Annotated in this window: 24 protein-coding genes and 1 riboswitch; of the genes, 17 read left to right on the plus strand and 7 right to left on the minus strand. The window is 35.5% G+C overall.

Translation table 11 applies throughout. The features are described from left to right. Window positions 1–15: 15 nt before the first annotated feature. From rplM to ACNQGB_RS01485, 15 genes are all read left to right on the plus strand, one after another. The gene (gene rplM / locus ACNQGB_RS01415; RefSeq protein ID WP_417945976.1) at window positions 16–471 is read left to right on the plus strand and encodes a 50S ribosomal protein L13; all 456 of its coding nucleotides are present in this window, start codon (window positions 16–18) and stop codon (window positions 469–471) included. Beyond that, a complete protein-coding gene (gene rpsI, locus ACNQGB_RS01420) occupies window positions 471–857 on the plus strand; it encodes a 30S ribosomal protein S9 (protein WP_066080508.1) in 387 nt (128 codons plus the stop codon). Before rplM ends, rpsI begins: the two co-directional genes overlap by 1 nt. 238 nt (window positions 858–1,095) lie before the next feature. After that, window positions 1,096–1,893 (plus strand): 30S ribosomal protein S2, encoded by a 798-nt coding sequence (gene rpsB / locus ACNQGB_RS01425; protein ID WP_417945977.1) that lies wholly within the window; start codon window positions 1,096–1,098, stop codon window positions 1,891–1,893. 109 nt (window positions 1,894–2,002) lie between these two features. Then, entirely contained in the window at window positions 2,003–2,965 is a 963-nt protein-coding gene (tsf, locus tag ACNQGB_RS01430; protein WP_417945979.1) for a translation elongation factor Ts, read from the plus strand. Window positions 2,966–3,417: 452 nt separating this feature from the next. After that, window positions 3,418–4,791, plus strand: coding sequence for a S8 family peptidase (locus ACNQGB_RS01435; protein WP_417945980.1), 1,374 nt, complete (start codon window positions 3,418–3,420; stop codon window positions 4,789–4,791). Window positions 4,792–5,076: 285 nt separating this feature from the next. After that, window positions 5,077–5,730: a queuosine precursor transporter gene (locus ACNQGB_RS01440; RefSeq protein ID WP_417945981.1), complete on the plus strand. Its 654-nt coding sequence runs from the start codon at window positions 5,077–5,079 to the stop codon at window positions 5,728–5,730. Window positions 5,731–5,732: 2 nt separating this feature from the next. Continuing rightward, the gene (locus ACNQGB_RS01445) at window positions 5,733–6,296 is read left to right on the plus strand and encodes a DNA-3-methyladenine glycosylase I (RefSeq protein ID WP_417945983.1); all 564 of its coding nucleotides are present in this window, start codon (window positions 5,733–5,735) and stop codon (window positions 6,294–6,296) included. Between the two features lie 37 nt (window positions 6,297–6,333). After that, window positions 6,334–6,430: riboswitch (TPP riboswitch) on the plus strand. Between the two features lie 63 nt (window positions 6,431–6,493). Next, a complete protein-coding gene (gene thiS, locus ACNQGB_RS01450) occupies window positions 6,494–6,700 on the plus strand; it encodes a sulfur carrier protein ThiS (protein ID WP_417945985.1) in 207 nt (68 codons plus the stop codon). A gap of 186 nt (window positions 6,701–6,886) precedes the next feature. Next, a complete protein-coding gene (gene thiC / locus ACNQGB_RS01455) occupies window positions 6,887–8,731 on the plus strand; it encodes a phosphomethylpyrimidine synthase ThiC (RefSeq protein WP_472777049.1) in 1,845 nt (614 codons plus the stop codon). 100 nt (window positions 8,732–8,831) lie between these two features. After that, entirely contained in the window at window positions 8,832–9,431 is a 600-nt protein-coding gene (locus ACNQGB_RS01460; RefSeq protein WP_417947132.1) for a thiamine phosphate synthase, read from the plus strand. Continuing rightward, a complete protein-coding gene (locus tag ACNQGB_RS01465; RefSeq protein ID WP_417947133.1) occupies window positions 9,404–10,159 on the plus strand; it encodes a hydroxymethylpyrimidine/phosphomethylpyrimidine kinase in 756 nt (251 codons plus the stop codon). Before ACNQGB_RS01460 ends, ACNQGB_RS01465 begins: the two co-directional genes overlap by 28 nt. Then, window positions 10,152–10,784, plus strand: a complete 633-nt coding sequence (locus ACNQGB_RS01470) for a thiamine phosphate synthase (protein ID WP_417947134.1) — start codon at window positions 10,152–10,154, stop codon at window positions 10,782–10,784. The genes ACNQGB_RS01465 and ACNQGB_RS01470 overlap by 8 nt, the downstream gene beginning before the upstream one ends. Beyond that, window positions 10,771–11,541, plus strand: coding sequence for a thiazole synthase (locus ACNQGB_RS01475; protein WP_417947135.1), 771 nt, complete (start codon window positions 10,771–10,773; stop codon window positions 11,539–11,541). Before ACNQGB_RS01470 ends, ACNQGB_RS01475 begins: the two co-directional genes overlap by 14 nt. An 82-nt stretch (window positions 11,542–11,623) precedes the next feature. Further along, window positions 11,624–12,745 (plus strand): 2-iminoacetate synthase ThiH, encoded by a 1,122-nt coding sequence (gene thiH / locus ACNQGB_RS01480; protein ID WP_417947136.1) that lies wholly within the window; start codon window positions 11,624–11,626, stop codon window positions 12,743–12,745. Between the two features lie 73 nt (window positions 12,746–12,818). Continuing rightward, window positions 12,819–13,529: a HesA/MoeB/ThiF family protein gene (locus ACNQGB_RS01485; RefSeq protein ID WP_417947137.1), complete on the plus strand. Its 711-nt coding sequence runs from the start codon at window positions 12,819–12,821 to the stop codon at window positions 13,527–13,529. 3 nt (window positions 13,530–13,532) lie between these two features. On the opposite strand, the gene aat is transcribed toward ACNQGB_RS01485, so the two are convergent. The 3 genes from aat to ACNQGB_RS01500 all read right to left on the minus strand — a co-directional run bounded on the left by aat (window position 13,533) and on the right by ACNQGB_RS01500 (window position 15,580). Beyond that, window positions 13,533–14,171 carry a leucyl/phenylalanyl-tRNA--protein transferase gene (aat, locus tag ACNQGB_RS01490; protein WP_417947138.1) on the minus strand — a complete coding sequence of 213 codons (639 nt, stop codon included), beginning with the start codon at window positions 14,169–14,171 and terminating at the stop codon, window positions 13,533–13,535. A 122-nt stretch (window positions 14,172–14,293) separates the two neighbouring features. After that, window positions 14,294–14,674, minus strand: coding sequence for a DUF3127 domain-containing protein (locus ACNQGB_RS01495; protein WP_309760170.1), 381 nt, complete (start codon window positions 14,672–14,674; stop codon window positions 14,294–14,296). Window positions 14,675–14,698: 24 nt separating this feature from the next. Beyond that, window positions 14,699–15,580 carry a flavin reductase family protein gene (locus ACNQGB_RS01500; protein WP_417947139.1) on the minus strand — a complete coding sequence of 294 codons (882 nt, stop codon included), beginning with the start codon at window positions 15,578–15,580 and terminating at the stop codon, window positions 14,699–14,701. A gap of 176 nt (window positions 15,581–15,756) precedes the next feature. Between ACNQGB_RS01500 and ACNQGB_RS01505 the strand changes: the two genes are divergently transcribed. Then, a complete protein-coding gene (locus ACNQGB_RS01505; RefSeq protein WP_472777050.1) occupies window positions 15,757–16,905 on the plus strand; it encodes a sensor histidine kinase in 1,149 nt (382 codons plus the stop codon). Here ACNQGB_RS01505 and ACNQGB_RS01510 read toward each other — a convergent pair. From ACNQGB_RS01510 to greA, 3 genes are all read right to left on the minus strand, one after another. After that, complete coding sequence (locus ACNQGB_RS01510; RefSeq protein WP_417947567.1) at window positions 16,902–18,074, minus strand: transglutaminase domain-containing protein; 1,173 nt, start codon at window positions 18,072–18,074, stop codon at window positions 16,902–16,904. The genes ACNQGB_RS01505 and ACNQGB_RS01510 overlap by 4 nt on opposite strands. Before the next feature lie 91 nt (window positions 18,075–18,165). Continuing rightward, complete coding sequence (locus tag ACNQGB_RS01515; protein WP_417947569.1) at window positions 18,166–18,555, minus strand: HIT family protein; 390 nt, start codon at window positions 18,553–18,555, stop codon at window positions 18,166–18,168. Window positions 18,556–18,616: 61 nt separating this feature from the next. Further along, entirely contained in the window at window positions 18,617–19,093 is a 477-nt protein-coding gene (gene greA / locus ACNQGB_RS01520) for a transcription elongation factor GreA (protein WP_039108693.1), read from the minus strand. A 159-nt stretch (window positions 19,094–19,252) separates the two neighbouring features. Between greA and ACNQGB_RS01525 the strand changes: the two genes are divergently transcribed. Continuing rightward, complete coding sequence (locus tag ACNQGB_RS01525) at window positions 19,253–19,666, plus strand: Rieske (2Fe-2S) protein (protein WP_417947570.1); 414 nt, start codon at window positions 19,253–19,255, stop codon at window positions 19,664–19,666. Window positions 19,667–19,724: 58 nt separating this feature from the next. Here the strand turns inward: ACNQGB_RS01525 and ACNQGB_RS01530 are convergent, their stop codons facing one another. Continuing rightward, on the minus strand, window positions 19,725–21,902 hold the full coding sequence (locus ACNQGB_RS01530; RefSeq protein WP_417947017.1) for a TonB-dependent receptor: 2,178 nt from the start codon (window positions 21,900–21,902) through the stop codon (window positions 19,725–19,727). Window positions 21,903–21,948: the final 46 nt, after the last annotated feature.

Consider the following 21,948-nt stretch of genomic DNA (forward strand, 5'->3'; position numbering starts at 1 on the left):
AATTAAAAATATATTATGGACGCATTAAGCTACAAGACACAATCAGCAAGCAAAGCCACCGTTACAAAAGAGTGGATTGTTGTTGATGCTGATGGTCATAACTTAGGTCGTCTTGCTTCAAAAGTCGCTATGATTTTGAGAGGTAAGTACAAGCCAAGTTATACACCACACGTGGACTGCGGGGATAACGTAATCGTTATCAACTCAGAAAAAATCAACCTTACAGGTAACAAAATGGACGAGAAGACTTACATCCGTCACACTGGTTACCCAGGAGGTCAAAGAACTTTAACTGCTAAAGTATTGCAAGCAAAAAATCCTGCATTATTAGTAGAGAAAGCAGTAAAAGGAATGTTACCTAAAAATAAATTAGGTGCTGAACTTTTTAGAAATTTAAATGTTGTTGTAGGTTCAGAGCACAAACAAGGCGCTCAAAAACCAAAGACAGTTAACCTTAACGATCTTAAATAATGGGAGTTATTCACAAAATCGGTAGAAGAAAAACCGCTGTTGCACGTGTTTATGTTTCGGAAGGAACAGGAGTAATCACTGTAAACAAAAAAGCATTCGAAACGTACTTCCCAACGGCAACTTTACAGTACAAAGTTTTACAACCAATGTCTATGACAGAAAATGTAAGCAACTTTGACGTTAAAGTAAACGTTTATGGTGGTGGTTCAACTGGTCAAGCAGAAGCTGTAAGAATGGCATTAGCACGCGTTATGTGTGAGGTAAATGCAGAAAACAGAGCTATCTTGAAACCAGAAGGTTTGTTAACAAGAGATCCAAGAATGGTTGAACGTAAGAAATTCGGTCAGAAGAAAGCTCGTAAGAGATTCCAATTCTCTAAACGTTAATACTCAATCTGGATTTAATTCAGATTCTCAAGTTTATAGACTGGTTTTATTATCAGCTTAAACGAAAAGACACTGAAATAAATTTAGCATAAAAATTTAAAAACACAGTTGTTGTTGCTCTCCTATCGAGGTAGGAAATAGTTTAGCATCTAAATAAGTCGAAAGTCTATAGACGCAAGTCTCAAAGTCGTATCAAAGAAGCTTATTGCTAATCAACAGAACGTAAACTAGAACAAAAATGGCAAACAAAATAGAAGTTAAAGACTTACTAGAAGCAGGTGTTCACTTCGGACACATGACTAGAAAATGGGATCCAAACATGGCTCCTTACATTTATATGGAACGTAATGGTATTCACATTATCAATCTATATAAAACTGTAGCAAAAATTGAAGAAGCGAATGACGCTTTGAAAAAAATCGCTGCATCAGGTAGAAAAATATTATTCGTTGCTACCAAAAAACAAGCAAAAGACATCGTTGCTGAAAAAGCAAAAGCTGCAAACATGCCTTACATCACTGAAAGATGGCCTGGTGGAATGCTAACTAACTTTGTAACTATCCGTAAAGCTGTTAAAAAAATGGCTACTATCGATAAAATGAAGAAAGATGGTACATTCATGACCCTTTCTAAAAAAGAGCGTTTGCAAGTAGATCGTCTTCGTGCTAAATTAGAGAAAAATTTAGGTTCAATCGCTGACATGTCAAGACTACCAGCTGCATTGTTCGTAGTTGATATCAAAGCGGAACATATCGCAATAAAAGAAGCTCAAAAATTAAACATTCCAGTTTTTGCAATGGTTGATACAAATTCTGATCCCCGTGAAGTAGAATATGTAATTCCTGCAAATGATGATGCTTCTAAATCAATTGATAAAATTTTATCATTAGTTACAGCTGCTATTGTTGAAGGACTTTCTGATAGAGGTTCTGACAAAGAAGGTGATGCTACTGCTGAAGTTGTTGCTCCTGCTACTGAGGCTGTAGAAGTTGCTCCTGCTGTAGAAGCTGCTGCTCCAACTGCAACTGAAGAGTAAATAAACAATTACGAATTATGGATTATGAATTATGTAAGTTTTGCATAATTCGTAATTTGTAATTCGTAATTTCTTTTAAAAGAATTTTCAATTTTAAAATAAAAAAATTATGGCAACAATTACTGCTGCAGATGTAAATAAATTAAGACAAACTACAGGTGCCGGAATGATGGACTGTAAAAAAGCTTTAGTTGAAGCTGAAGGAGATTTCGATAAAGCTATACAAAACCTTCGAGAAAAAGGACAAAAAGTTGCTGCTAACCGTTCTGACCGTGAGTCTAGCGAAGGAGCTGCTGTTTCTTTTATCAATGCTGATAAAACTAAAGGAGCGATCATCACTTTAAACTGCGAAACAGATTTCGTAGGTAAAAATGAATCTTTCGTAACTTTAGCTAAAGAATTAGTTGAAAAAGCGATTAACTTCTCTTCTAAAGAAGAATTCTTGGCTTCAGACTTCAACGGAATGACTGTTGCTGAAAAATTGATCGAGCAAACTGGTGTTATCGGTGAAAAAATCGAAATCGGTGGTTTTGAAATTTTAGAAGGTGCTTTTGTTGGATCTTATGTTCACGTTAACAAAATTGCTGCATTAACTGCTATTTCTGCTGCTGTACCTAATGCAGAAGTTTTGACTAAAGACGTCTCTATGCAAGTGGCATCAATGGGAGCTGATACATTATCTTACAAAGATTTTGACCCTGCTTTTGTTGAGTCAGAATTAGCTGCTCGTATTGCTATCATCGAAAAAGAAAATGAAGAAGCAAAACGTTTAGGAAAAACTTTAAAAAATGTTCCTAAATATATTTCTTTCTCTCAATTAACTGAAAAAGTTTTAAAACAAGCTGAAGAAGATGCAAAAGCAGAATTAAAAGCAGAAGGCAAACCAGAACAAATTTGGGATAAAATTATTCCAGGTAAAGTACAGCGTTTCATCTCTGACAACACTACTTTAGATCAAGAAAAAGCATTATTAGATCAAAACTTCATCAAAGATGACAGTAAAAAGGTTGGTGATTATGTTAAAGAATTCAAGGTTGAAATTACAGGTTTCAAAAGAGCTGCTTTAGGATAGATTCATTTTGATTTCAAATAATTGCTATTTGATTTCAGATTTTAATAAAAAGCCCCATTTCAAATCATTTTGAAATGGGGCTTTTTTACATACAGTCAATATGCCTTTTCGATCTCAAATTAGCTTAAATTGGAATATCCTAAATCTATCACATATTTTTCAATAAATTCACTATCGCACTTTAAAACAAGAATGCACTACCCTTACATGAACTAACTATAAACGTACAGTTTTAATAAGTTTACACAAAAAACCACACCCTATATTTTAGAAAAAAGCCTTTAAAAAACAACTTTCTGCTCTACCTCTTGAAATTTATATTTTAATTCAAATATTAGATAAAATTAAATATTTATAACAATTTCATAAGAATAGACTAAATTTTTAATATCAATACTTTGTTATTATCTTTTTTTTAATATTTTTACAACTGTTAACCAAACCATAAAATTATGAAAAATTTATTTTTGGGCGCTTTAGCCCTGCTTACTATTTCCTCTTGTAGTGATGAAAACAATAACGCTACAGCCGAAGTACAAAATAAAGTGCAACCTGCATTTGTAGCTAATCAAATACTAATTAAATTCAAACCTACAAAATCAGGAGAAAGAACATCCAATACCATTTTATCTCTGATTGGTGGTTCGACAGTTGAGGTAATTAATACCAAATCCATGCAATCTTTAAGTGCGAAAACAAAAGGCCAAGAAGGAAAACTTTTATTAGTAAATTCAGATATGGGTACAATGGAAGCTATTGATCTAATTAAAGACCTCAAAGAAGTAGAATACGCAGAACCTAACTGGATTTACAATCACCACGCTGTGTCAAATGACACGTACTTCACTAATAGCTCTCTTTGGGGGATGTTAGGGTCGACAACTTCTCCATCAAACCAATTTGGTTCAAATGCAGCAGTTGCTTGGGCAAACAATAAGTTAGGATCCGCAACTGTATATATTGGAATTATTGATGAAGGCTATATGTATACCCACGAAGATCTTGCAGCAAATGCTGGTAAAAATCCTGGAGAAGTGGCTGCAAATGGTGCAGATGATGACGGGAATGGCCTTGTTGATGACGTTTATGGCTGGGATTTTGCAGGAAACAACAATAGTGTTTTTGACGGAGTTGACGATGATCACGGAACGCACGTAGCAGGTACAATTGGTGCTGTAGGTGGTAATGGAAAAGGAGTTGCTGGAGTTGTATGGAACGTTAAAATGCTAAATGCTAAATTTTTAGGAGCAACAGGTGGGACATCTGCCAATGCAATAAAAGCAGTTGACTATTTCACAGATTTAAAAACAAGACAAGGCTTGAATATTGTGGCTACTAATAACTCTTGGGGAGGAGGAGGATTCTCGCAAGCCCTTCAGGATGCAATTGAAAGAGCTAATTCTGCTGGAATATTGTTTATTGCTGCGGCAGGAAATAGTGGAACTAACAACGATGCTACTCCAAGTTATCCAGCAAGTTACCCTAATGCAAATATTATTGCAGTTGCATCGATTACAAGTACCGGAGCATTGTCTAGTTTTTCTCAATACGGAGCTACATCAGTGGATATAGGAGCCCCAGGTTCTGGAATTTGGTCTACAGTTCCTACAAGATCTAAGGGCCAGAATATTTCTAGCTACGCTAGCTATAATGGAACTTCTATGGCAACTCCACATGTTTCTGGAGCAGCTGCTTTATACGCATCATTAAATCCTGGAGCAACGGCAGCACAAATTAAAGCGGCACTTTTGAATAGCGCTACACCTACTGCATCACTTTCAGGAAAATGTGCAACAGGCGGCAGATTAAATGTAAGTGGATTCTAATATCTTAAAACATAAAAAAACAAAAAGAGTACAGTAGTTGTACTCTTTTTTTTTATGACCAAGATTTAGCATTGCCTTAAAATCTAAATTGTCTAAAATAGTATACAAACAAAGCGTAAATTGTTTGTCGTTTGATGATTATTGCAGCAAATTATGATTATGTCAAAATCCAAAAAATAAGTTTGTTGCACTTATGAGTTGAACACAGCATTTTAAAAAAATGATAAAAATTTCAAAATTAAAATTTAAAATTAAATTCCTAATTTTGAAATCAAACCAATAGCTATGTTTAAAACCAAAAAAGAACTTGCCTTTATCATCCTTGCTGGAATATTCATTACTAATGCAGTAACCGCTGAACTCATTGGTGGCAAACTCATTCAAATAGGACCGTTTGTAATGAGTATCGGGATTTTACCTTGGCCAATTGTTTTCTTGACAACAGATTTAATCAATGAGTATTTTGGTGAAAAAGGAGTAAAAAAACTATCCCTAATTACAGCTGTATTGATTGCCTATTCCTTCCTTATTTTGCTTTTGGCTATAAGCATTCCCGCAGCAAAAGGAATAAGTCCGGTGAGTGACGCACAGTTTACTGCTGTTTTTGGCCAAAGCATGTGGATTATCGTGGGAAGTATTATTGCTTTTTTAGTTTCACAATTAATCGATGTTACTGTTTTTTGGTTTTTCAAAAATAAAACTGGAAATAATAAGATCTGGCTGAGAGCTACTGGTTCAACTATTATTTCTCAGTTATTCGACTCTTTTATTGTTTTAGGAATTGCTTTTTGGTTGCCCGGAAAAATAAATTTCGATACCTTTCTAACTTCAGCGCTTACGGGTTATACTTTTAAACTGGGTATTGCAATCCTATTGACCCCTTTAATTTATCTGGGTCACTATTTAATAAAAAACTATTTAGCCTCTGAACAGGAATAATTATGGAAGATAAAATAAGATGTGGTTGGTGTTCTTCGAGTAATTTGTACAAAAAATACCATGACGAAGAATGGGGTGTTCCCGTGTATGACGACGCTACTTTATATGAATTTTTGCTACTTGAAACGTTTCAAGCTGGACTCAGTTGGATTACTATTTTGAATAAGAGAGAAAATTTTAGAGTCGCCTTTGACCAATATGATTATAAAAAAATAGCGCAATACACCGATGAAAAAATCCTCGATTTACTGCAAGACACGGGAATTATTCGCAACAAACTTAAAGTCTACTCAGCTGTTACCAACGCACAAGCATTTATAAAAATCCAAGAGGAATTTGGCAGTTTTTCTAAATATATTTGGAAATTTACTGATGGAAAACCCATTCAAAACAACCGACAATCCTTGAAAGAAGTTCCGGCTACTACTCCGCTTTCTGATACAATAAGTAAGGATTTAAAAAAGCGCGGATTCAAATTTGTAGGATCCACGGTTATTTATGCACACATGCAAGCGACTGGAATGGTCAATGATCATGTAAAAAATTGTTGGAAACGAAATTCATAATTTATAATTCATAATTCATAATTTTCATTACATTTGCTCCACACTTTAGGGGTGTCTACAAAATTGTAGGCTGAGAATTACCCTCTGAACCTGATCTAGTTCATACTAGCGTAGGGAAAAGTAAGATGACTTCCGCGCATATTTATGTGCCATTGTAGCCATTCCTAAAGTATAACTGTATACTAAATTCAAAAGGAATGGAGCTTAAAATCAACAATCAAACGAAACAATTTCCAACGGACAGTCTTACTATTCAAGCACTTCTTGACTTGGAAATTCCCGAAAAACAAAACGGAATTGCCGTAGCCATTAACAATACTGTGATTCCAAAATCCGATTGGAACTCTCACCTTATACAAGAAACCGACGACATTCTCATCATCTCTGCAACTCAAGGAGGATAGTTTGGCTGCTCGAGCGGGCTATCCATTTCAAGTCCGCAGTTGCAATCCTATAAAACATAGTCTTAGTCAAAGCTTCCTTACGGTCGCTTTACTAATCCTTGTTTTATTTGGCTTTCCACTTTACGGGCTTTCCATTTCTATCCCTAGCAGAAGACAAACACGCATCAAAACATAAACTACTGAACAATGAATAACGAAGAAAAAATCTCAAGAACTCCTTTCCCAAACTCTACAAAAATTTACGTAGACGGAACCATTCATCCCATAAAAGTAGCGATGCGAGAAATTGCATTGGCAGACACTAAAATGTCAAACGGGCGAATAGAAAAAAACCCGCCAGTAACCGTATACGATACTTCGGGCCCATTTACCGACCCAAATATTGAAATCGACATTCGAAAAGGATTGCCACGTATTCGCGAACAATGGATTTTGGACCGTAATGATGTTGAAGAATTAACTGAAATCTCATCTGAATATGGAAAAAAACGTTTGAATGACGAAAGACTAAACGAATTGCGTTTTGAATATTTACACAAACCAATGCGTGCCAAAAAAGGGGCCAATGTTTCTCAATTGTATTACGCAAAACAGGGAATCATTACACCAGAAATGGAATACATTGCCATTCGTGAAAACCAACGCTTGGAGTTAATAAATGAACAAACCAAAGCTATGCAATGCCAACACGACGGAAATAGTTGGGGCGCAAACACTCCCTCCCTTTCGGGGAGGGCTGGGGTGGGGAAAATCACACCTGAGTTTGTACGTAGCGAAGTAGCCAGAGGACGTGCCATTATTCCAAATAACATCAACCATCCAGAAAGCGAACCTATGATTGTAGGTCGTAATTTCTTGGTAAAAATTAATGCTAATATCGGGAACAGCGCCGTAACCTCAACTATCGAAGAAGAAGTAGAAAAAGCAGTTTGGGCCTGCCGCTGGGGAGCTGATACGATAATGGATTTATCAACAGGTAAAAACATTCACGAAACAAGAGAATGGATAATCCGAAATTCTCCAGTACCTATTGGAACGGTACCAATTTACCAAGCTCTAGAAAAAGTAAATGGCGTGGCCGAGGATCTCACTTGGGAAATCTATCGCGATACGTTGATAGAACAAGCCGAACAAGGTGTTTCTTATTTCACTATTCATGCCGGCGTTTTATTGCGTTACATTCATTTGACTGCTGAACGGGTTACCGGAATTGTCTCCCGTGGCGGTTCGATTATGGCAAAATGGTGTTTGTATCACCACAAAGAAAACTTTCTTTACACCCATTTTGAAGATATATGCGAAATCATGAAACAATATGACGTAGCCTTTTCACTAGGAGACGGTTTGCGCCCAGGTTCTATTGCCGATGCTAATGATGCGGCTCAGTTTGCCGAATTAGAAACCCTTGGCGAACTGACAAAAATAGCTTGGAAACACGATGTTCAGGTATTTATTGAAGGTCCCGGTCACGTACCAATGCACATGATTAAGGAAAACATGGACAAACAATTAGAACATTGTGATGAAGCGCCATTTTATACTTTAGGACCATTAACAACTGATATCGCTCCAGGTTATGACCATATCACTTCTGCGATTGGAGCTGCTATGATTGGCTGGTATGGCTGTGCAATGTTGTGTTATGTTACGCCAAAAGAACACCTAGGTTTACCCAACAAAAAGGATGTCAAAGACGGTGTAATCACTTATAAAATCTCAGCACATGCAGCAGATTTGGCCAAAGGTCATCCCGGCTCTCAATACCGTGACAATGCATTAAGCAAAGCACGTTTTGAATTCCGCTGGGAAGACCAGTTCAACTTGTCCTTAGACCCAGATACAGCTCGTGAATTTCATGATGAAACTTTACCTGCTGATGGTGCAAAAGTCGCTCATTTTTGCTCTATGTGTGGACCAAAATTTTGTTCTATGAAGATCTCACAAGAAATTCGTGATGTTGCCGAAGCCGAAAAAGGAATGGCAGCCAAATCAGAGGAGTTTATTGAACAAGGGAAAGAAATTTACATTTAAAACTACTAACCTGCAAGGTTTATAGAACCTTTCAGGTTTAATACAACAACCAAATTAATACTTACAAGCTCAAAAAAGATCTTGTAGCAAATTCAGAACTATGATTATAATTTCTAGCCCAACTCCACAAGTCGGTGAAATCGAAACCATTCATTCTCTTTTTGAGAATGGACTAGAGTTGCTTCATGTTCGAAAACCAGAATTTACTAAACTCGAAATGGAAGTTTTTGTCTCTGCAATTAGACATGAGTATAAAAACCTACTTTCATTGCACAATCATCATCGATTGGCAGAAGCATTTGGAATTAATCGCATTCATTTTACAGAAAAAAAACGAAATGAAACATCCGAAAATTGTTTGAAGGATTGGAAAAAACGAGGATTTAAACTCTCTACTTCTATTCATAGTATGAGTGACTTTGAAAAATTATCTAATGTTTTTGATTACGCATTTTTTGGACCCGTTTTCGAAAGTATTTCTAAACCAAAGTACGTTTCAGATATTGATTTTGAAAAAGAATTAAAACAAAGAAACAACAACAAAACTGAATTAATTGCTCTTGGAGGAATTACATCTGAGAGAATCAAAACTGCATTAAATTATGGTTTTGATGATGTGGCACTTTTAGGTACCATTTGGAACAGCAACAACCCAATAGAAAATTATAAACTATGTCAGCAAATCGCCCTTTCGTATTAACAATTGCGGGTTTTGATCCTTCTGGAGGCGCAGGAATTCTTGCAGATGCGAAAACATTTGAGCAGCATCATGTATATGGATTTGCAGTGAATACAGGCAATACCATTCAAACTGAAAATACGTTCTTCGAAATACAATGGACTGACTTAGATTTTGTTTTGAAATCATTAGAGAAACTGTTCGAAAATTACACTATTAAAGCCGTCAAAATTGGAATTATTCCTTCATTAAATTATTTAAGAGAAATTGTTTGGGTTGTGAAAAAACTTTCGCCAAAAACAAAGATTGTTTGGGATACAGTTTTGAAGTCCAGTAGCGAATTCCATTTTACAACTATCGAAAACCAAGCTATTTTGATTGAGATATTAAAAGAAATAGATTTAATAACACCTAATTATAATGAGATTTTACAATTGTCTTTGAGAGAAAAAAATCCAGTTTTAATCGCTCTTGAACTTTCAAAATACTGTTCCACTTTACTTAAAGGAGGTCATAATCCGTTTGCTGTAGGTATTGATTATTTATATACCGGAACTGAAATCTTCAGGCTTGCGCCAAATAGTACTTTAGCTTCCGAAAAGCATGGCTCCGGCTGCGTATTATCATCCGCTATTACAGCCAATTTAGCCTTGGAACAAGACCTAAAAACAGCATGTAGCAACGCCAAAAAATATATAGAAACCTATTTACAATCGAACCAAACAAAATTAGGATACCATTATGAATAACCAATTACAATATATTTCGCAAGGAAACACAGTCGAAGAACAAGTATACAACATCCACAAAGCATTGGATAATGGTTGCGATTGGATACAAATGAGATTCAAAAAAAATTATTCAGATGATGCTTTTACTTTGGCGGAAGCCGTAAAAATGTTGTGTAAAGAATATTTAGCAACTTTTATCATCAATGACAGCGTTCATTTAGCTAAGCAATTGGATGCGGATGGAGTTCATTTAGGTTTGAGTGATATGAGCGTTGAAGAAGCAAGACTCATTTTAGGTAAAACAAAAATCATAGGAGGCACCGCAAATACTTTTGAAGACGTGCTTCAAAGAACAGTCGAAAATTGTAATTATATTGGTTTGGGACCATTCCAATTTACAACTACAAAACAACATTTAAGTCCAATTTTAGGATTGGAAGGATATCGTTCGATTATCGAACAAATGAAAGCGAAAAACATCCAAATCCCCATTTATGCCATTGGAGGAATTACACTTGAAAATGTAGAGAGTCTAATGAAAACAGGAATTCACGGTATAGCCGTTTCCGGTTTGATAACACAAACCAAAAATGCATCGCAACTTATCAATCAACTTAACCAAATAATATATGTTACCATTTAAAATAGGAGATAAAACCTTTGAATCCCGCTTGTTTATGGGCACAGGAAAATTTGGTTCGAATCAACAAATGGAAGAAGCCATTTTAGCATCCGGGAGCGAGTTAGTTACTGTCGCACTAAAACGTATCGATTTAGAAACCGAAACAGATGCTATTTTAGCACATCTGAAACACCCTAAAATTAATTTATTACCCAATACTTCTGGCGCAAGAAATGCTAAAGAAGCCATTTTTGCAGCACAATTAGCCCGCGAAGCATTAGAAACCAATTGGCTAAAACTTGAAATTCATCCTGATCCAAAATATTTAATGCCTGATGCAATCGAAACTTTGAAAGCTACAGAAGCATTAGCCAAATTAGGATTTATCGTTTTGCCTTACATTCATGCGGATCCGGTTTTATGCAAACGTTTGGAAGATGCCGGAACTGCAGCGGTAATGCCTTTGGGCTCGCCAATTGGAAGCAACAAAGGATTAAAAACTATCGATTTTTTAGAAATCATTATCGAACAAAGTAGAGTTCCCGTGATTATAGATGCCGGAATTGGCGCGCCATCTGATGCTGCAAAAGCAATGGAACTTGGAGCTGATGCGGTTTTGGTAAACACTGCGATTGCAGTGGCAGGAAATCCCAAACTGATGGCTGAAGCTTTTAAAGAAGCGGTAATTGCAGGACGAAAAGCATACGAAGCAAAAATCGCTCAACAACATAATCGGGCAGTAGCTTCAAGTCCTCTAACGGCATTTTTGTATGAGTGATCCTCTCCCCAACCCTCTCCAAAGGAGAGGGAGCTAAAACCGAATAATAAAAATGACACCTAGTAAATCACTAACTTAAACAATGAAAACATTTAAATCGGTTTTTGACAACTACGATTGGAATACCATTAAATCCAAAATATACAGCACAACAAAAGTAGAAGTCGAACAGGCGTTAGCCAAAAATAAGAGCAGTCTCGATGATTTTCTAGCTTTACTTTCACCTGCTGCTCAACCCTATTTAGAGCAAATGGCGCAACAAGCCCATGAATTAACTAAAAAAAGATTCGGAAAAACAATTCAGATGTATGCTCCTTTGTATTTAAGTAATGAATGTCAGAACATTTGTACGTATTGTGGTTTTAGTTTAGATAACAAAATCAAGCGAAAAACACTTACCGAAAGTGAAATTACGCTAGAAATTAAGGTCTTAAAAAAAGCGGGATTTGATCACGTTTTGTTGGTGACTGGCGAAGCAAATCATACTGTAAACATTCATTACTTTCTAAAGGCAATTACTCAAATAAAAAATGATTTTTCTACTATTTCAGCCGAAGTGCAACCACTGTCAACAGAAGAATATGCGCAATTACATGAAGCTGGTGTTTATTCTATTTTAGTGTATCAAGAAACCTATCATCGTGATGTTTACAAGCAATACCACACAAAAGGAAAAAAATCCAATTTTGATTTTCGTCTAGATACACCAGACCGGGTGGGAACTGCCGGTATTCACAAAATTGGACTGGGCGTTTTATTAGGATTAGAAGATTGGCGTACAGACAGTTTTTTCAATGCTTTGCACTTAGATTATTTACAAAAAACATATTGGCAAACTAAATATGCGGTTTCTTTCCCCAGATTGCGACCGGCAGAAGGAGTTATTGAGCCTAACTTTATCATGGATGATAGTGATTTGACCCAACTCATTTGCGCCTACCGTTTGTGGAATGAAGATTTAGAAATCTCCCTATCGACCCGTGAAAATGAAAAATTCCGTGATAATATTATTCCAATTGGGATTACTAGTATGAGTGCCGGTTCTAAAACGAATCCTGGTGGTTATGTTGTTGATCCGCAATCCTTGGAACAATTTGAAATCAGTGACGAACGATCGGCTTCGGAGATTGCAAAAGTCATTTCCAGTAAAGGATATGAACCCGTTTGGAAAGACTGGGATAAAATATACAGTCAAATGTCGTAAACTCTTCATGTCGAAAGAACTCAACTTAAATTTTTTATCTTCTTTTGACTTTCAACTTTAAAACTAAACCAAAATGAGTGTTATTCAGGATTTTCTACGCTACAACCGACAAATGATGGTACCAGAAATAGGTGATTTGGGGCAGGGCAAACTCAAAAAAGCTAAAATTTTAGTAATAGGTGCTGGCGGATTAGGGTGTCCTATCTTGCAGTATATAGCAACAGCAGGCATAGGAACCATAGGAATTGTAGATTTTGATACAATAGAATTACACAATTTACATCGCCAAATTCTATATACTGAGGAGTACGTTGGTCAATCAAAAGCAATTACTGCAAAATCAGTCTTAGAAACTTTAAATCCATTGATTACTGTTATCGCCTTTGAAAAAAAATTAACAATTGAAAACGCAGCTCAAATTATTAAAGACTTTGATGTGATTGTTGACGGTTGTGACAACTTCGAAACCCGCTATCTGGTAAATGATATTTGTGTACAACTAGGTAAATCATTAATATATGGAAGCATTTTAAAATTTGAAGGTCAAATGGCGGTTTTCAATCATAATGGAAATAAGAATCTTCGTGACTTATTCCCTGAACCACCAAATCCAAAAGACGTTCCAAATTGTAATTTGAATGGTGTATTAGGCACGCTTCCTGGAATCATAGGCACGATGATGGCGCAGGAGACGTTGAAACTGATTATGGATTTGCCAACTTTAGAAAATGAATTGGTACTATTTAATACACTGGATTGGAGTTTTAAGAAACTGAAGTTTTAAATGCTAATTGCTGTTTAATATTTCCATAAAATCGATTCTGTTAATTTCTCTACAACCCAAACTTTCTAAATGTGGATTATAAACTTGGCAATCCAATAGCTTGTAATTTTCTTTTTTTAAATGGTTTACCAAAGCAATGAAAGCGACTTTTGAAGCATTAGAAACTTTAGAAAACATACTTTCCCCACAAAATACATGACCCAATTCAATGCCATACAATCCTCCTACTAAGATGTCATTTTGCCAAACTTCAATTGATTTTGCTATACCTAATTGGTGAAGTTCACAATAGGCTTCGATCATGTCATTTGTAATCCAAGTACCGTTTTGACCCTCTCGCTTTATATTTTGACAATTTGAAATTACGTCCCTAAAATTTTGATTGAATGTTATTTTAAAAATATTTCTGTTCAAAATATTCCTCATGCTTTTAGAAACAATCAGTTCATCCAAAAATAAAACCATACGGGGATTGGGTGACCACCAAATAATGGGTTCGCCATCTTCAAACCATGGAAAAATACCACTTTTGTAAGCTAGTTGTAATCGCTCTGGAGTCAAGTCACCGCCAATAGCAAGAATCCCATCCTTATTGGCTTCAGAAACTGGTGGAAAAAATAAAGCTGGAGATAAATAATACATTTTTTAATTTCAAAAATCAAGGACAATGGCAATTCCGAAAATCAATTTCAAAAAAAAACCAAATTCCAATATAAAGACAGGCTCGATTTGGAATTTGGAATTTAAAAATATAACTTTTTATTTTAGAACGGTAAATCGTCTGCTTCTTCTTCGTTTAAGTTGGTTGCTGGGGCAAAAGCTTCAGCAGCAGGCATAGGAGGCATTTGTCCAGCAGAAGGCGTTTCAACTTGTAATTTACCTATTCTCCATCCTTGGATCGTATTGAAATAAACGGTTTCTCCCTGCGCATTCGTCCACTCTCTACCTCTTAAATTGATGTCTATTTTTACAGCTTCTCCTACTTGAAAAGTGTTCAATAAGTCACATTTATCTTGAACAAATTGAACTGAAATGTGTTGTGGATATTGCTCATCAGTTGTTACTACAACATCTCTTTTTTTGAAACCGCCAGATCCAACTTCTTTCGTTTGATCGATCATTTTAATTTTTCCTGTAACTTCCATCTTCTCTATTTTAATTGTTTTGTTCTATTTTTTTCTTTCCGCTAAAAGTACCTTCCAAGCCGAGGAAACATCGTTAGCATTTAAATATTTTTTAGCTTCCAGATGAACTTTTTCGGCATCATCAGCACTTAAAACTCCTTTTACTGCAAAATTTTGTTTTACAAATATACTAACTTCTTCGGTTGTAGGCAAGGCTTCTACATTTCCTAAAATCCCTAAATCATTTCCATCAAAAATGGGACTTTCTTTGATGAAAGTCGGAATTGCATCTACTCCAATTCCTAATGTCGATAATGGTTTTGGCACTTCAAAAAGGCCTTGATTGGATCTTGAGTACCATTTACCTCCCAATCTAGAAACCAAGTCGATTTTATACTGATCTATCGCACCCTTTTCGTCTAAAACCGATTCATCTATGTGAATTCGAAGCACTTCGCAAAGCACTAAATTCCCAGCTCCACCTTCAGTTCCTAGCGGAATAATCTGAGTGACTTTGCATTCAAATTGCACGGGTGACTCTTTTACTCTATACGGTTTTACCACCTCTGATGGTATTGGCGTTAAGCCTGATTTTACAAACTCATCTACTCCATCTGCATATTCTGTACTTGCCAGAGAAATCTGTTGCACCATGTCAAAATTCACAACATTAATGACTACTTCCCTAGTTGCTTCTACATTAATAAGTGTGTGTTTTATCGAATTATCGCGAACGCGTCTCGCAGGCGAAAATATCAAAATAGGAGGATTAGCACTAAATACATTAAAGAAACTAAACGGAGAAACATTCGCATTTCCCACTGCATCCATCGTACTCGCAAAAGCAATAGGCCTGGGTCCAACGGAACTTTGTAAATACCCTTGTAATTTTGCGATTTCAATACTTTTAGGATCAATAGTTATCATATCTTAATAATTTAATACTGTGGAATACAAAAGTAGACAAATGAATTAAGTATAAAAAGCGGTGTCCCCAAATTAGATTGAAATTCGATGCCAATTTATTATGAAAAAATTTCTTTGCTCAAAACTAAAATACTAGTGCTTTTATTTCGTTATATTTAGCATTTAAATCCATTAGTATGCAGTTTTCCGAAAGAAGAATTAACACCCGCTGGGTCATTATTTTTGCATCTTTTTTTATCATTTTATTAATTCTTTGGAACACCTACACCTTTTTTCAAATCTTCAAAAATGAAGAACGATTAAAAATGAATCTTTGGGCAAAAGCCCAAAAAACACTTAACAATGCCGGTGAAAATACCGATGTGGAACTGCCTCTTCTAATTTTTAGCAACAACACATCTATTCCCATCATAGTAACGGAGAATAAGCGCATTATCAATACAGTAAATATTGACGATGCCATTGTAAAAAATGATCGCAAAGCCCATGTTTTTTTATCCAAATTAAAAAACGAAAACGAACCCATTGTGATTGAGTATGTACCTGGAAAATTTCAAAATTTATATTATGGCAATTCTGCTTTACTCAACAAATTAAAATATTACCCTCTTGCATTACTACTTATTATTGTTCTTTTTGGTGGATTAGTTTATAATTTTTATCGCAGTACAAAAATTGCTACTCAAAACAAACTTTGGGCTGGTATGGCCAAGGAAACTGCCCACCAGATTGGAACACCGCTCTCTTCATTGATTGGTTGGGTAGAACTCTTAAAAACTGAAAATATAGACGAAACCACTACATTTGAAATTGAAAAAGACATTGAGCGCTTGCAAACCATAACCGATCGTTTCTCTAAAATTGGCTCAGAGCCAAAATTAGAAAATAAAGATATCGTAGCAGAAACTTTTCAATCTTTTGACTATTTACAATCTCGATTCTCCAAACAAATTGAATTTTCGTTCCAAGCGCCACAAACCCCAATTTGGGTTTCCTTGAACCCAACATTACACAGCTGGACCATTGAAAATTTAGTAAAAAACGCCATAGATGCGATGAAAGGAAAAGGGAAATTAGCACTTCAAATCGAGCAAGAAGATGCTTCTGTAAAAATAAATGTTTCCGATACGGGAAGCGGAATTCAAAAAAATCAATTCAAAAATATTTTCGAACCTGGTTTTACTACAAAAAAACGCGGTTGGGGATTGGGTTTATCGTTGTCAAAAAGAATTGTTGAGGAATACCACAATGGAACAATCAAAGTACTGAATTCTGAGATTGGTAAAGGAACAACAATGCAGGTTAGTTTTAAAAAAGTAGTTTAACCCAAAGGAATTCCCAACCAAGTAATTTTCGAGAACATCGTTTTTCTAACTATTTTAGACTTACTCAAATAGTTTTTCACAAACAACGAATGTTCTGCGGCTTGCGCCAAAGCAGCATCTATTGATTTTTTAATCGATGCTACATTCGCTGCGTTTTGATCCCCAACAGAACCAACACTGTAAATATCATTATGACAATTCGTTAATTTAGCCTTTGGAATTTCAATCATTCGGCTAGTCTCCTCATCTGAGAAAGTAGGCTTGAATTTATTGTTTCGGTAATGAATAAAATCATTTAGCAAGACTACCGCTTCATTCAATTCTCGTACTACAGCATTCAATTTTTCGATATTTGTATTGTATCGCAAAAAAGTCAAATGTTGCTTTTTATCTTCGTAACGCTCCACTATCATGGCATTTTTTAAACCATTTTTAGCTATTCTTTCAGCTGATGTGAATAACTGATCTTCCTCTGAAAGTGTGAGATGAATATTGATTTCTTTTTCAAAATCGAAGTTTTTCTTAGTTTTATTCATTTGAATTTTACCTTCATAAAAGTCATTATTCGAAATAGGATAATTCGAAAATTGCCACAAATAATCAAACGGCATATGTGATGCGATGATCACTGACGGAAGTACTTTAAAATAGCTATTGTTCAGTTTTTTAAAGAATTTTCCGTTATTCACGTAACCAGCGCCCCAAGTAGGATCAAACACATACCACTTATTATTAATTTTTGCAGCTGTCCATGCATGTGCCAAACTACTCACTTTTCCGTACTGCTTGGTGTACCCTTCTATAATATAAGACTGAATTCCCGCTTTTTGAGCAAGATCATTAAAAACGACAGCATAATGAGCACAAACTCCTTTTCTCCTTTTTAACGCTTTGGCAATTTTCTCTGGAACTGTTTCATTAACATTCAACTCAAACATTCCTGGTACATCATAGCTTATATTTGATGCCGTCCAATAAAAAACAGCTCTAATTTTGTCAGTTTCTGTTTTAAAATTACTATTTATATAATTTGAAATGGCATCCGTTGAGCTTGCTGAAGCACTTGGAATAACTGCCATTTTAGCATCTACTAGAGGATATCCAGTATTGACCTGTCCAAAACCAAGAAGAGAGAAAGAGAAAATAAGTACTAAACAAATGTTTTTCATAATAAAAATCTAAGCTAAAAATAAAAAGGGAAAAGGCTTTCACCTCTTCCCTTTTAAACTAAAACTGTACCAATTTATTTTATTATGAAAATTAAATGTTGGCTGCAATACCAGCTGCCAAAGTTTCAAATTCATCCTGAGTCAACACTACTTTATTTTGAAAACGCATTTCATCCATGTCATTCAAAGGAATCAAATGTACGTGCGCATGCGGAACTTCCAATCCAATAACTGACATTCCTATTCTTTTACACGGCACTGTTTTTTCAAGAGCCACCGCAATTTTTTTAGAAAACTGCATCAGTCCCAAGTACAAATCGTCTTCCATATCAAAAATCTTATTGATTTCTTGTTTTGGAATACAAAGCGTATGCCCTTTTGCATTTGGATTTACATCCAAAAAAGCTAAGAAATTTTCATCCTCTGCAATTTTGTAGCATGGGATTTCTTTGTTAACGATTTTTGTGAATATGCTGCTCATTCTACTATTTTAAAAAATTAAAAACTTTTAAACTGCGTTAGGTGAGACCTAATAATTGAAATTAATCACGAGATATTTCTAAAATTTCGAATTTCAAAACGCCATTAGGCACCGTGATTTCGGCAAATTCACCTACTGATTTTCCTAATAACCCCTTCCCAATTGGAGAAGTTACAGAAATTTTTCCGGTTTTCAAATCGGCTTCGCTCTCTGCTACCAAGGTGTATTTCATTTCCATACCGTTGGTTTGATTTTTGATTTTCACGTTAGACAACACCAAAACTTTAGAAAGATCCAAATGCGTTTCATCTATTAACCTAGCATTAGAATGTACTTCCTCTAATTTTGCAATGCGCATTTCTAGCATTCCTTGTGCTTCTTTAGCAGCATCATATTCAGCATTCTCAGACAAATCTCCTTTATCTCTCGCTTCGGCTATATCTGCAGATGCTTTAGGACGCATTACGCTTTTTAAATAATCTAATTCTTCTCTTAATTTCTTTAACCCTTCTGCGGTGTAATACGATACTGTACTCATAACTTCATCATTTATATAAATAGAAAAAATCCCATCAGGACGGGATTTCTTTCCACTAAGATACTACTATTTTTTTGACTATAAATATATGTTAATCATATATAATTCAAAGTTAAATAAATTAAATTTGTTTCACTAATACTTTGACACTATTTTAAAATGAAAAAATACCTACTGCTTTCCGCTATAATTCCTTTCTTTTTTTCGTGTAGTGATTCTGGTTTTGATAATACAAATCCATTTGTGCCGAATTATACTTTTACAGTAGATATCAATATGAATTTGCCTGCCTACTCTAACCTACAATATGCTAGCAATGCTATTTATTATTCCGGTGTTGGTGCTCGAGGAATTATTGTTTTTAATACCGGTAGTGGCTATAATGCCTTTGATGCTGCTTGTCCTAACCAAGCCATAAGTGCGTGTTCGACTATGACCATTAAAGGAATTAATGCTCTCTGTGATTGTGATACTGAAGAATATAGTTTGTTCAGCGGGCAAGGAAAATTACAATATCCCATGAAACAATATCGGGTTCAGGTAAATGGAACTACGCTACGGGTTTATAATTAAACAAAAAATCCTGATGTTTTACCATCAGGACTTTTCACAATATAACTAAAATAAATCACTAAAACCTCAACGTTACTCCTGCTAAGAAATTAATTCCCGCTTGTGGGTAATAGTACGGATAGATATCATACATGTAGCCATTTGAAACATATTTTTTATCTAAAAAATTGTTTACAAGACCGGTTACAATTATTTCTTTGAAAATTGATTTGGGTTTAAAAGTGTAGGCAACATTTAAATCATTCACAAAATAATCCGCCAATTTTGCTGCTGGCAATTCGATGTTATTCATGTATTGCTCGCCTACAAATTTTTGTAACCATGAAATATGCAAGCTTTCAATAGGCGTGTAGACTAGTATATTTCCTGCAATAATCGATGGTGAATACGCGATATCTGTAGTGCCGTAATCCTTTCCTTCAACAGCTAAATCCCTATTTTTATTAGCACTCAAGGTGAAATTAGGACGGATAATTAGCTGATCCGTTAACGCTATTGTAGCATCTACTTCCAGTCCTAAACGGTAGCTTTTCTCGCTATTGGAACGTATTGGCGCACCTACATCATCGAGATTACCTGTCAAAATCAGTTGATCTTTATAGGCCATATAATACAAATTGGTATTGAATTGTACTTTCTCAGCCACATATCTCCAGCCCAATTCAAAGTCATTCAACTTTTCTGGCTTAACGTTCCCACCTTCATAATCCGTTCTGTTTGGTTCTCTATTCGCTCTGGCATAGGAAAAATATAAGGCGTTATTAGTATCAATATCATACGTTAATCCCGTTTTTGGATTAAAGAAATTAAAAGTATCATCTACAGAATTGGCTTGAACGCCATCTGCTTTATAGTTTACAGAACGAAATTGTAAATCTCCAAACAAACTTAATTTATCAGTAATTTGATAATTGGCTTTGGCAAAAATATTCCCATCTATTTTTACGGCATAATCGTCATAATATTTGTCTCCAAGTTCACTTTGAGATGCAAATCGCGCCCAAATCACTTTACCAAAATGGCTTCCTTCATACTTATTCCAGCCTCCACCAAAAATAAAATCTAATTTAGCATCCTTATAGTTCGCAGAAAATGTTGTCCCGTAAAAATCATTATCCAACCATTTTTGACGAATTAAATCAGTTCCTGGAACTAATTTTCCATCACTATCTTCAACCATTTTAGTAGGTTCAATTGCACCATATCCCTCTACTGGCTCATTATATTTATAGTTTTCATAGAATCCTTTTCCTTTCGTGTAATGTAAGGCAAAATTAGTATTCCAGTTTGTTGATAATTTTTCATTCCAATGCAATTGAGAATGATCTTGTTGGTAATTGTCGGTCTCGTTATCATAAAAACGAGCATTCCCTTGTTCGTCCTTAAAAGCGCCTGCTGAATTGAAATTTCTATCTTTTTGTAAGGTCTCGCCATCTATACCATTCCACGACTGATATGTTTTTTCATTTCCACCAAAAACGAGTGCTTTTATCAATGTAGTTTTGTCTACATACGTTCCCTGCAGAAAATAGGATTTCAAATCAGAAGCACCACGATCAACAAATCCGTCTGATTGGATCGCCGATAAACGTCCTGCGATTTCAAAATGGTCGTTCATCAAACCGGTACTGAATTTTACGGTATGCTTTCGAGTATCGAAGCTTCCAAAAGAGTTGGATATTTCTCCCGTACTTTGGGCAGCATAATTATCTGTTAGCATGTTCAGGCTTGCGCCAAAAGCACCCGCGCCATTTGTAGAAGTTCCCACACCGCGCTGCAATTGCAAACTCTCTACAGAAGAAGCAAAATCTGGCATGTTTACCCAATACGTACCGTGACTTTCAGAATCGTTATACGGAATTCCGTTGATGGTCACATTCACACGAGTAGCATCACTTCCACGCACTCGAATTCCCGTGTAGCCCACGCCATTACCTGCATCAGATGTTGTAACAACTGATGGCAAATAATTCATCAAAATGGGGATATCCTGTCCTAAATTGCGAAACTTGATTTCCTTTTTACCCAAATTGCTAAAACTGACTGGGGTTTTTGCAGTGACACGAACTGCCGAAACCAAAACTTCATCTAACTGATTCAATTTTGTAGTGTCTTTAACCTGTGAAAATGTAAAAAGTGAAAAGTGAAGCGAGCAAAGTAATACTGATACTCGTACAAATTTAGTTTGACTTTTAGTCTTTGGCTTTAAGCCATTCTTAAAAAATAAAGTATTCATTCGTAAAAATGTTACGAATAAAAGGGGGAATTATTCTTGTTGTTAA

The sequence above is a fragment of the Flavobacterium frigidum genome, assembly GCF_048286795.2.

Excerpts from the sequence above, each read along its gene's own strand:
- ACNQGB_RS01440 (WP_417945981.1), top strand. The coding sequence starts at position 5,077 with ATGTTTAAAACCAAAAAAGAACTTGCCTTTATCATCCTTGCTGGAATA.
- ACNQGB_RS01510 (WP_417947567.1), bottom strand. The coding sequence starts at position 18,074 with ATGAAAAACATTTGTTTAGTACTTATTTTCTCTTTCTCTCTTCTTGGT.
- rpsI (WP_066080508.1), top strand. The coding sequence starts at position 471 with ATGGGAGTTATTCACAAAATCGGTAGAAGAAAAACCGCTGTTGCACGT.
- aat (WP_417947138.1), bottom strand. The coding sequence starts at position 14,171 with ATGTATTATTTATCTCCAGCTTTATTTTTTCCACCAGTTTCTGAAGCC.
- tsf (WP_417945979.1), top strand. The coding sequence starts at position 2,003 with ATGGCAACAATTACTGCTGCAGATGTAAATAAATTAAGACAAACTACA.
- rplM (WP_417945976.1), top strand. The coding sequence starts at position 16 with ATGGACGCATTAAGCTACAAGACACAATCAGCAAGCAAAGCCACCGTT.
- ACNQGB_RS01465 (WP_417947133.1), top strand. The coding sequence starts at position 9,404 with ATGTCAGCAAATCGCCCTTTCGTATTAACAATTGCGGGTTTTGATCCT.
- thiH (WP_417947136.1), top strand. The coding sequence starts at position 11,624 with ATGAAAACATTTAAATCGGTTTTTGACAACTACGATTGGAATACCATT.
- ACNQGB_RS01495 (WP_309760170.1), bottom strand. The coding sequence starts at position 14,674 with ATGGAAGTTACAGGAAAAATTAAAATGATCGATCAAACGAAAGAAGTT.
- ACNQGB_RS01500 (WP_417947139.1), bottom strand. The coding sequence starts at position 15,580 with ATGATAACTATTGATCCTAAAAGTATTGAAATCGCAAAATTACAAGGG.
- thiC (WP_472777049.1), top strand. The coding sequence starts at position 6,887 with ATGAATAACGAAGAAAAAATCTCAAGAACTCCTTTCCCAAACTCTACA.
- ACNQGB_RS01475 (WP_417947135.1), top strand. The coding sequence starts at position 10,771 with ATGTTACCATTTAAAATAGGAGATAAAACCTTTGAATCCCGCTTGTTT.
- ACNQGB_RS01515 (WP_417947569.1), bottom strand. The coding sequence starts at position 18,555 with ATGAGCAGCATATTCACAAAAATCGTTAACAAAGAAATCCCATGCTAC.
- ACNQGB_RS01505 (WP_472777050.1), top strand. The coding sequence starts at position 15,757 with ATGCAGTTTTCCGAAAGAAGAATTAACACCCGCTGGGTCATTATTTTT.
- ACNQGB_RS01445 (WP_417945983.1), top strand. The coding sequence starts at position 5,733 with ATGGAAGATAAAATAAGATGTGGTTGGTGTTCTTCGAGTAATTTGTAC.
- ACNQGB_RS01525 (WP_417947570.1), top strand. The coding sequence starts at position 19,253 with ATGAAAAAATACCTACTGCTTTCCGCTATAATTCCTTTCTTTTTTTCG.
- greA (WP_039108693.1), bottom strand. The coding sequence starts at position 19,093 with ATGAGTACAGTATCGTATTACACCGCAGAAGGGTTAAAGAAATTAAGA.
- rpsB (WP_417945977.1), top strand. The coding sequence starts at position 1,096 with ATGGCAAACAAAATAGAAGTTAAAGACTTACTAGAAGCAGGTGTTCAC.
- ACNQGB_RS01485 (WP_417947137.1), top strand. The coding sequence starts at position 12,819 with ATGAGTGTTATTCAGGATTTTCTACGCTACAACCGACAAATGATGGTA.
- ACNQGB_RS01470 (WP_417947134.1), top strand. The coding sequence starts at position 10,152 with ATGAATAACCAATTACAATATATTTCGCAAGGAAACACAGTCGAAGAA.
- ACNQGB_RS01460 (WP_417947132.1), top strand. The coding sequence starts at position 8,832 with ATGATTATAATTTCTAGCCCAACTCCACAAGTCGGTGAAATCGAAACC.
- thiS (WP_417945985.1), top strand. The coding sequence starts at position 6,494 with ATGGAGCTTAAAATCAACAATCAAACGAAACAATTTCCAACGGACAGT.
- ACNQGB_RS01530 (WP_417947017.1), bottom strand. The coding sequence starts at position 21,902 with ATGAATACTTTATTTTTTAAGAATGGCTTAAAGCCAAAGACTAAAAGT.
- ACNQGB_RS01435 (WP_417945980.1), top strand. The coding sequence starts at position 3,418 with ATGAAAAATTTATTTTTGGGCGCTTTAGCCCTGCTTACTATTTCCTCT.